This window comes from Thomasclavelia sp. (assembly GCF_017889095.1).
In the GTDB taxonomy this organism is placed as follows: domain Bacteria; phylum Bacillota_I; class Bacilli_A; order Erysipelotrichales; family Coprobacillaceae; genus Thomasclavelia.
The window spans coordinates 1-7,729 of record NZ_JAGHEW010000095.1 but is presented as its reverse complement, the minus strand read 5'-3'; the positions used below and the strand labels follow the sequence as shown (position 1 = coordinate 7,729).

The following is a 7,729-nucleotide window of genomic DNA, read 5'->3' as shown; positions in this document are numbered from 1 at the left end:
TTTTTTTGATTCTTTACAATCTTATTTTCAATTTCTAAAACTTGACTATCAAAAACCTCAGCCCCTGCTTCATTCACTTTTTCATTTTGACAACCACATAAAAACACTAAACAAAAAATCAAATACCAAAATCTCACTATTATCACCCATAAATGATTAAATCATATTCAAATATAAAATATTGTAGAAATATTGAATCTGGTTTAAATCCACTTTTTTGACATAAAATACAATAATATTAAAAAATAGCTTTACATAATAAAAAAAATATGCTATCTTAATTAGGCATTAAGAAAACGACCCGCTAGCTCAGTCGGTAGAGCATCTGACTTTTAATCAGAGGGTCAGGCGTTCGAATCGCCTGCGGGTCACCATTTGTTGAAGCAGAGATGATGGTAATCATCTTTTTTTATTTTATTGAATAATTTGTTATAATATAGTCAAATTTAAATCAAAGGAGCTAAGATCAATGATCAAAATACTATTTGTCTGTTTAGGGAATATTTGTCGTTCCCCAATGGCAGAATTTGTTTTTAAAGATTTAGTTGCTAAAGAAAATCTAAGTAAGCATTTTTATATTGCTTCTTCTGGTACTTGTGGTGAAGTAGGCATGCCTGTACATTTTGGTACTCAAAATAAATTAAAAGAAGTTAATATTTCTACCGACAACAAAACTGCTCATCAATTAAAGAAATCTGATTATGATAAATATGACTATATCATCGCTATGGAAAGACGAAATATTGATGGCATTTTAAGAATTGTAAAAAAAGACCCTTTAAATAAAGTTCATTTACTTTTAGAATTCAGCGATCATCCTCGTGATATTGCGGATCCTTGGTATACCGGTAATTTTGATATTACCTATGATGATGTTTATGAAGGATGTCAAGGCTTATTACAATATTTAAAGCAACATCACCAAACAGAACTTTATTGAATTATTTTAAAATTAAGATTATATAGATAAAAGCTGTAGAAAATATATTTTACGGAGATTTAAAAATGGGATTATTTGATAAATTAAAAAAAGAAAAAAATAATAAAATAACCAAACAATACGATGATGATTTAATGGAAATAGTAAGAATTGCAAGTTTTAATAATACCAATATTTTAAATCATGTCCAAGATTGTATCAATAACCCGCTTGAATATTATAATAACCATCATGATGACTACAACGAACGGGGAATCACTAATAAAGAAGAATCATCTTTTTTACAATGGATCGGTTGTATTGATCTTTTAATAAACTCTAATTACGTATGTGAATGTGACTGGAAAGAAGAAAAAGATAATTTTATAGCACAGCTTTCTAAGCTTAAAGGATTAAGTTCATTATCATTAAAAATTAATGACAAATGGCTAAGTGAAGAACAATCTATCCCTGAGTGGTGTAAAATACTAGATAATAAATGGCGCAAGTTGGATAGTGTTGTTGGTGCCTTTGATATCAATAGCGATTCTTATTTGCTTTTCATCTGTAAAGAAACTAATCTTAAAACACTAATGTCACTTGCAAAAAACTTTGGATATCGAATTGATTATGCAAAAAATATGTAAAAACAAAGCAAGGAGATCAAATTATGTGGACATGTCCTAAATGTAACCGAAAATTCAAAAGAAAAAATCAATCTCATTACTGTGGCAAAGCACCAGAAACTATTGAAGAATGGATCTTACAACAAGAATTACCATTACAAGGTTATTTTCAAAAACTTCATCAAACAATTATCGATGCAATTCCTGATATTAAACCAAGAATTGCCTGGAGTATGCCAACATACAGCGAAAAAGAAATCATTGTACAATTTGCAGCTTGTAAAAAGCATACCAGTCTTTATGTCGGTGAAGAAGCAATCGAACATTTTTCAAACGATTTATCTGAATATGAATGTAAAAAATCGGCTATTTATCTTAAGTATGATCAGCCTCTTCCTGAAACATTAATTAAAGAAATAGTAAAATGGTGCTATGAAAATTAACATAGCACCATAATTTATCAAAACAATATTCATATTTAATTACAATTATCGTCATCCAACTATATTACCCGTTTTTTAAACCAATTAATTTTACTTACCTTGGTCATCTTCTTTTTCATTATTTTGCTTAATATAGGCTGCAATTGTTTTATCATCATAATTAAGCAAATAACCAAATTGATAGGCTATTTCTTTTCTTAGTACATGATATTGATTATTTTTAATAGCAATATTTTTTCGTTCCTTTAATTTTTGATAAGCTTGAATATCTTTTTCATCTAAATAAAAAATAATATTATAGGTATTGCGATTTAATGAATATGGAAATAAATCAGTGATAAGCGGATCATCATCTAAATAATAATTTATTTGATACTGTTTCGTTATCTTTTCAACAAAATCTAAATACTGACTTCTTTCTAATTGGGTTTTAAAAGGATGTGCTAAGGCTAGTTTTTTTACCCGAGCCCGCACCATTTCACTAAAGCAATCCATGATTCCACAATTATAAGAATATTGATCTATCTTCATCATAAGTTCTCCTTTAAATAATAAAAAATCAATCTTACGATTGATAAATAAAAATGGTGCCGGCAACGGGATTTGAACCTGCAACCTATCCATTACGAGTGGATTGCTCTACCATTGGAGCTATACCGGCAATTACCATAGCCCTATTATATCACTTTTAAGTTCTAAGTAAAATATTTTATACAATTTCTATTTGGGAATAATTAAATTAATGGTATAATTAACTATCGGAGGGAAATACATGTATATTAAAGATGATGAAATAAATAGAATATTTAATGAACAAAACTGGGGGATAGCACGTAAATACTACCAAGAAGATGTTATTACCAATATGTCAGTTATTAAACAAGGCAATAGTTATCATATTGATGGTGAAGTAACTATCAATGATCAAAGCCATAACTGTCAAATTGTTGTTGATACAAGTGGCAAAATAACTAACTTTTTATGCGATTGTACAAACAGCAAGGATAATCAGGTTGCTTGTGGTCATATTGGTGTTTTATTATTAAAATTTTATAGTTTAGAAATGTCTGATATTCCTTTCCAATTTAATCAAAAAGCTAAGTATCGTGCCAAGATCCAAGCTTTTGAAAGAATTCAGGAAGAAAAGAAAATTAGTACTAAGATCCAGGCCGCCAAAGATTTGATTGATAGTTATTCCAACTATCAAGAACCCCTATTGACAAATTCAACAATTCGCTTAATTCCATATATTAATTACTCATTTAATCGCCTATCAATTTCCTATCGAATTGGTGATAGAAAAACTTATGTAATTAAAAATCTTAAAGAATTTATTAAAAATTATCGTTATCATAAAGTTACAACTTATGGCAGTTTAACGACTGATCATAATCGTCATAGCTTTAACGAAGATGCTTTAAAACAAATCAGTTTTATTCATGATAATAGTGATTTTATCGATAATATCGAGCGCTTTCGAGCGATTGAAATAAACCAGTATAATATCGATGATTTCTTTGATTTATATTTAACCAATTTAGATATTAACTTATTATTTACAACCATTGATCATGATAATATTTCGATAAATATTGAAGATAAAGATGATTATTTTGAACTGTCTTTAACAATCGCCGATGGTGAATTAATTATCGGTAATCAATATATCTATTGTTTACAAAACAATGTTTTAAACCGTTATAGCGCTAAAATGTCAAAGATCACTAAAAGATTGCTATCAGCTTTAGCTAGAGAAAACATGATCGTTGATAAAGAAGATTTTGGCTATTTTGGTAAATATATCATTGATCAGATTCTACCATATATTACGATAACTGGTGCTAATATTGATGATTACTTACCAAGTGTAATTACATTATTGTTATACGTTGATATTAATCATTTTGGTGATTTAACGATTAATTTAGAATATCGCGACGAAGATGGAAATATTTTATTTGACGGTAAATATATTGATAGCTATGAAACTAAGTTACCATTAAAAGTTGATAAAGCATTAGCTTTAATTGAAGATTATGCTAATTACGATGAACTAACTAATATGTATCTAATCACTAATAATGATGAAGATATTTATAATTTTATTAAAAATATTTTACCTAAATTAAATCAATATTGTGATGTCTTTGTCAGTGAAGATATTAAAAATATTAATAAACCAAGAAATGTTTCTTTCAACATTGGAATCCGTTTAAAAAACGATCTATTAGAAATCGATTTAGATAGTATTAATGTTTCTAAAGATGAAATCCAGGGAATTTTAGATTCTTATCAAAAACATAAATCTTATCATCGCTTAAAAAATGGAGAATTTATTAATCTTGAAGATAAAACTATTAGTGAAGCTTATGAATTAATTCAAGATCTAAATATTAATAGTAATAATGTTGAAGATGGAAAGATATTAGTTGATAAATCAAAAGCTTTGTATTTAAACCAGTTAGCCCTTGATAGCAAAACAATTAAGTTTTCACGTGACCAGCAATACCAGGATTTAATTGATCACATTAGCAACTGCACTGCTAATCAATATCCAATCACCCCAGCTTATCAGGATATTTTAAGAGATTATCAAAAAGATGGTTATCGCTGGATCAAAACAATGAGTGATTATGGTTTTGGTGGGATCTTAGCCGATGACATGGGGCTTGGTAAAACATTACAAATGATTGCGGCTTTAGAAGATGTTCAAAATAAAATCAGTATCGTCATTACTCCAGCAACCTTAATTTTAAACTGGCAAGATGAAATCAAAAAATTCTCTAAAGATCTAAAAGTTATTTGTATAACCGGTAATTTATCGATTCGTCAAAAAGCCATTGCTTCGATCAATGATTATAACGTTGTCATTACTTCTTATGATTATTTACGACGGGACTATGAATTGTACAAAGATTATCGCTTTGAATATATTATTTTAGACGAAGCGCAGTATATTAAAAACCAGACTACTAAAAATGCTAAAGTAGTTAAAGAGTTAAACGGCATTCATCGTTTTGCTCTTACCGGAACACCAATTGAAAACTCATTAGCAGAGTTATGGTCGATCTTTGATTTCCTGATGCCAAATTATCTTTATAATTATCATTATTTTAGAGAAAACTTTGAACGTCCAATCGTCTTTAACAAAGATTTAGAAATTCAAAACCGGCTTAAAAAGATGGTTGAACCGTTTATTCTAAGAAGGACTAAACAAGAAGTATTATCGGAATTACCAGAAAAAGTTGAAAACACAATTAAAATTGCTTTCAATAAAGAAGAAGAAAATTTATATATGGCTAATTTAAGCCAAATTAATGATAAATTACAACAAGCTTTAGATGTTTCTCATATTGATCATATTCAAATATTATCAATGATGACAAGACTAAGACAAATTTGCTGCGATGCTCGAATCTTATCTAAAGAAATCGAAGGACCAAGTTCTAAGATGAATGCTTGTTTAGATATTATTAAAAAAGCTAAAGAAAATAATCAAAAAGTATTATTATTTTCATCGTTCACTACTTCTTTAGATCTCTTAGAAAAAGAATTTAGAAAAAACGATATTTCTTATTATGTATTAACTGGAGCTACTAACAAAATCAAAAGACATCAGTTAGTTAATGCCTTCCAAAAAGATAATACAACTGTCTTTTTGATTTCCTTAAAAGCTGGTGGTACGGGATTGAATTTAACAGCTGCTTCAATCGTTATCCACTACGACCCTTGGTGGAATATGTCGGCTCAAAACCAGGCTACTGACCGAGCTTATCGAATTGGTCAAACTAACTGTGTACAAGTTTATAAACTAATTATGAAAAACAGTATTGAAGAAAAGATCCAGGAATTACAGGAACAAAAACAAGATCTATCAAATATCTTTGTTGAAAATAATCGTAATAGTATTACATCAATGTCAACCCAAGAAATTATTTCTTTATTTAAAATTGATTAATAAAAGGTATCGAGAAAACTCGATACCTTTTTACTATTCTGTTCTTAATGCCGTTTTACTATTCTGTTCTTAAGGCTGTTACCGGATCTTCTAAAGCCGCTTTTTTAGCCGGGATCAAACCACCTAATAAAGTTAAGATAACACTTAAAACAATTAAAATGATCGCTCCTGCAGTTGGTAAAATAGCACTAACATCCTGACTTCCGGCAATATCATGAATAATCATATTACCAGGAATCAATAACAATAACGTAATCACAATACCAAGTACTCCCGCAAATAAACCAATAATAAATGTTTCGGCATTAAATACTTGCGAAATATTTCGCTTCGAAGCCCCAATTGCCCGTAAAATTCCAATTTCTTTTTTTCTTTCCAAAACACTAATATACGTAATAACTCCAATCATAATTGAAGAAACTACTAATGAAATTGCCACAAAGGCAATCAAAACATAACTAATGACATTAATAATATCGGTAACTGATGACATCAGGGTTCCGACATAATCAGTATAAGTAATTACTTTATCTTCATCTACTTTTTCGACATCTTCATTATACTGATCTAAGATATTAATTACTTCCTGCTTATTTTCAAAATCAGTTGGATAAATACTAATGGCATTAGGTTTTTCTCTATCAGCATAATTTAACTTAGCTAAATTATTATCATAAGATGATGTTTCTTTGCTCATTAACGATAACATCAACTCTGATAATTCTTCTTCTGACATATTTATTTGAATTGCCTGGGCAAATTTACTAGTATCAATACTGATAGCATCTTGAAAAGAATTGGCTAAATTGCTCATTTGTTTATTTAAAGCTGTAGCAATCTGCTGCTGTAAAGTAGCTGCTAGCGTCTTGCTATATTCAGCCATGATCGTCTGCATTTGATTTTGCAAATTAGTTTGAAACTGATCAACCATATTACTATCTTGAATGATTTTAAGCATTTCACTTCTAATCAAAGCCTGTGCTTCCTCACTTTGAAAATACGCCTGGAAGTATTCATCCATTTTAGTTGGATCCGTTAAATTATGTTCAACTAAATACGCCTGAAACTGCTCTTTAATTTTATCAGTCAAACTAGCAATCTGTTCATTTGAAAACTGAATATTAATATTACTTAATAAACTATTAGGATCAATATTAGGTAACGTAGAAAAATCAACCTGGAGATTGCCAAAATCTAAATCACTATCATCAACACTTAATTTACTTTGATCGATCTTAAAAGCACTTTTCAACATCTCACTATCAACACTAAATAAAGATTGCATATCTAAACTAGATTCATCTTTTTCATCAAATCTCTTTCCCGTAAAAACATCAATTTCCGGATTACTAATTTGTTTTTGAACAATTTCACTGTTAGCTGCCTGATCAATTACCCGATCAGTAAGACTTGATAAATAACCAATCCCTGATTTCAACATTGTTGCATTTGCACCATCAAGGGGCTGGACTACCCCGACAATTTTAAGATCCTCACCGTTATTAATTATCTCCCGCATATAATTTTGATCATCAGTTTTATCACGATAAACATTATAAGAAGCATCATATTGATAACAATCAAAAACGTTAACTAACTTATAATCTAAGCCAACTAAATCCTCAAACGAATAGTTATTATCATTATCAGGGATAGTAACTTTTTGATTAGCTGAAAATTGTGAGATCATCGTTTCTAACTGTGAATAATCCTGCAATCCTAATGCATAGAGCATAAAATCACTCACACCACCGCTTTTAGATAACACTAAGACACATTCATT

The 7,729-nt window shown here is 29.3% G+C and carries 6 protein-coding genes and 2 tRNA genes; 5 read left to right on the top strand and 3 right to left on the bottom strand.

Going from position 1 to position 7,729, the window contains the following annotated elements; all coding sequences use genetic code 11:
* Positions 1–298: 298 nt before the first annotated feature.
* From J7M77_RS04375 to J7M77_RS04360, 4 genes are all read left to right on the top strand, one after another.
* A tRNA-Lys gene (locus tag J7M77_RS04375) sits at positions 299–374 on the top strand.
* A gap of 95 nt (positions 375–469) precedes the next feature.
* Positions 470–940, top strand: coding sequence for a low molecular weight protein-tyrosine-phosphatase (locus tag J7M77_RS04370; protein ID WP_296876378.1), 471 nt, complete (start codon positions 470–472; stop codon positions 938–940).
* Positions 941–1,005: 65 nt separating this feature from the next.
* Positions 1,006–1,566 carry a DUF6630 family protein gene (locus J7M77_RS04365; protein WP_296876376.1) on the top strand — a complete coding sequence of 187 codons (561 nt, stop codon included), beginning with the start codon at positions 1,006–1,008 and terminating at the stop codon, positions 1,564–1,566.
* A 23-nt stretch (positions 1,567–1,589) separates the two neighbouring features.
* Positions 1,590–1,988 carry an iron chaperone gene (locus J7M77_RS04360; protein WP_296876374.1) on the top strand — a complete coding sequence of 133 codons (399 nt, stop codon included), beginning with the start codon at positions 1,590–1,592 and terminating at the stop codon, positions 1,986–1,988.
* 90 nt (positions 1,989–2,078) lie between these two features.
* Here the strand turns inward: J7M77_RS04360 and J7M77_RS04355 are convergent, their stop codons facing one another.
* Both J7M77_RS04355 and J7M77_RS04350 read right to left on the bottom strand, forming a co-directional pair.
* Complete coding sequence (locus J7M77_RS04355) at positions 2,079–2,519, bottom strand: hypothetical protein (protein WP_296876371.1); 441 nt, start codon at positions 2,517–2,519, stop codon at positions 2,079–2,081.
* A 54-nt stretch (positions 2,520–2,573) separates the two neighbouring features.
* Positions 2,574–2,649, bottom strand: a tRNA-Thr gene (locus J7M77_RS04350).
* 111 nt (positions 2,650–2,760) lie between these two features.
* Here J7M77_RS04350 and J7M77_RS04345 point away from each other — a divergent pair.
* Complete coding sequence (locus J7M77_RS04345) at positions 2,761–5,946, top strand: DEAD/DEAH box helicase (protein WP_296876369.1); 3,186 nt, start codon at positions 2,761–2,763, stop codon at positions 5,944–5,946.
* Positions 5,947–6,004: 58 nt separating this feature from the next.
* Here the strand turns inward: J7M77_RS04345 and J7M77_RS04340 are convergent.
* The coding region (locus J7M77_RS04340) for an ABC transporter permease (RefSeq protein WP_296876367.1) at positions 6,005–7,729 on the bottom strand (1,725 nt) is incomplete at its 5' end.

Coding starts and splice junctions, on each gene's coding strand:
- J7M77_RS04345 (WP_296876369.1), top strand. CDS start 2,761: ATGTATATTAAAGATGATGAAATAAATAGAATATTTAATGAACAAAAC.
- J7M77_RS04365 (WP_296876376.1), top strand. CDS start 1,006: ATGGGATTATTTGATAAATTAAAAAAAGAAAAAAATAATAAAATAACC.
- J7M77_RS04370 (WP_296876378.1), top strand. CDS start 470: ATGATCAAAATACTATTTGTCTGTTTAGGGAATATTTGTCGTTCCCCA.
- J7M77_RS04360 (WP_296876374.1), top strand. CDS start 1,590: ATGTGGACATGTCCTAAATGTAACCGAAAATTCAAAAGAAAAAATCAA.
- J7M77_RS04355 (WP_296876371.1), bottom strand. CDS start 2,519: ATGAAGATAGATCAATATTCTTATAATTGTGGAATCATGGATTGCTTT.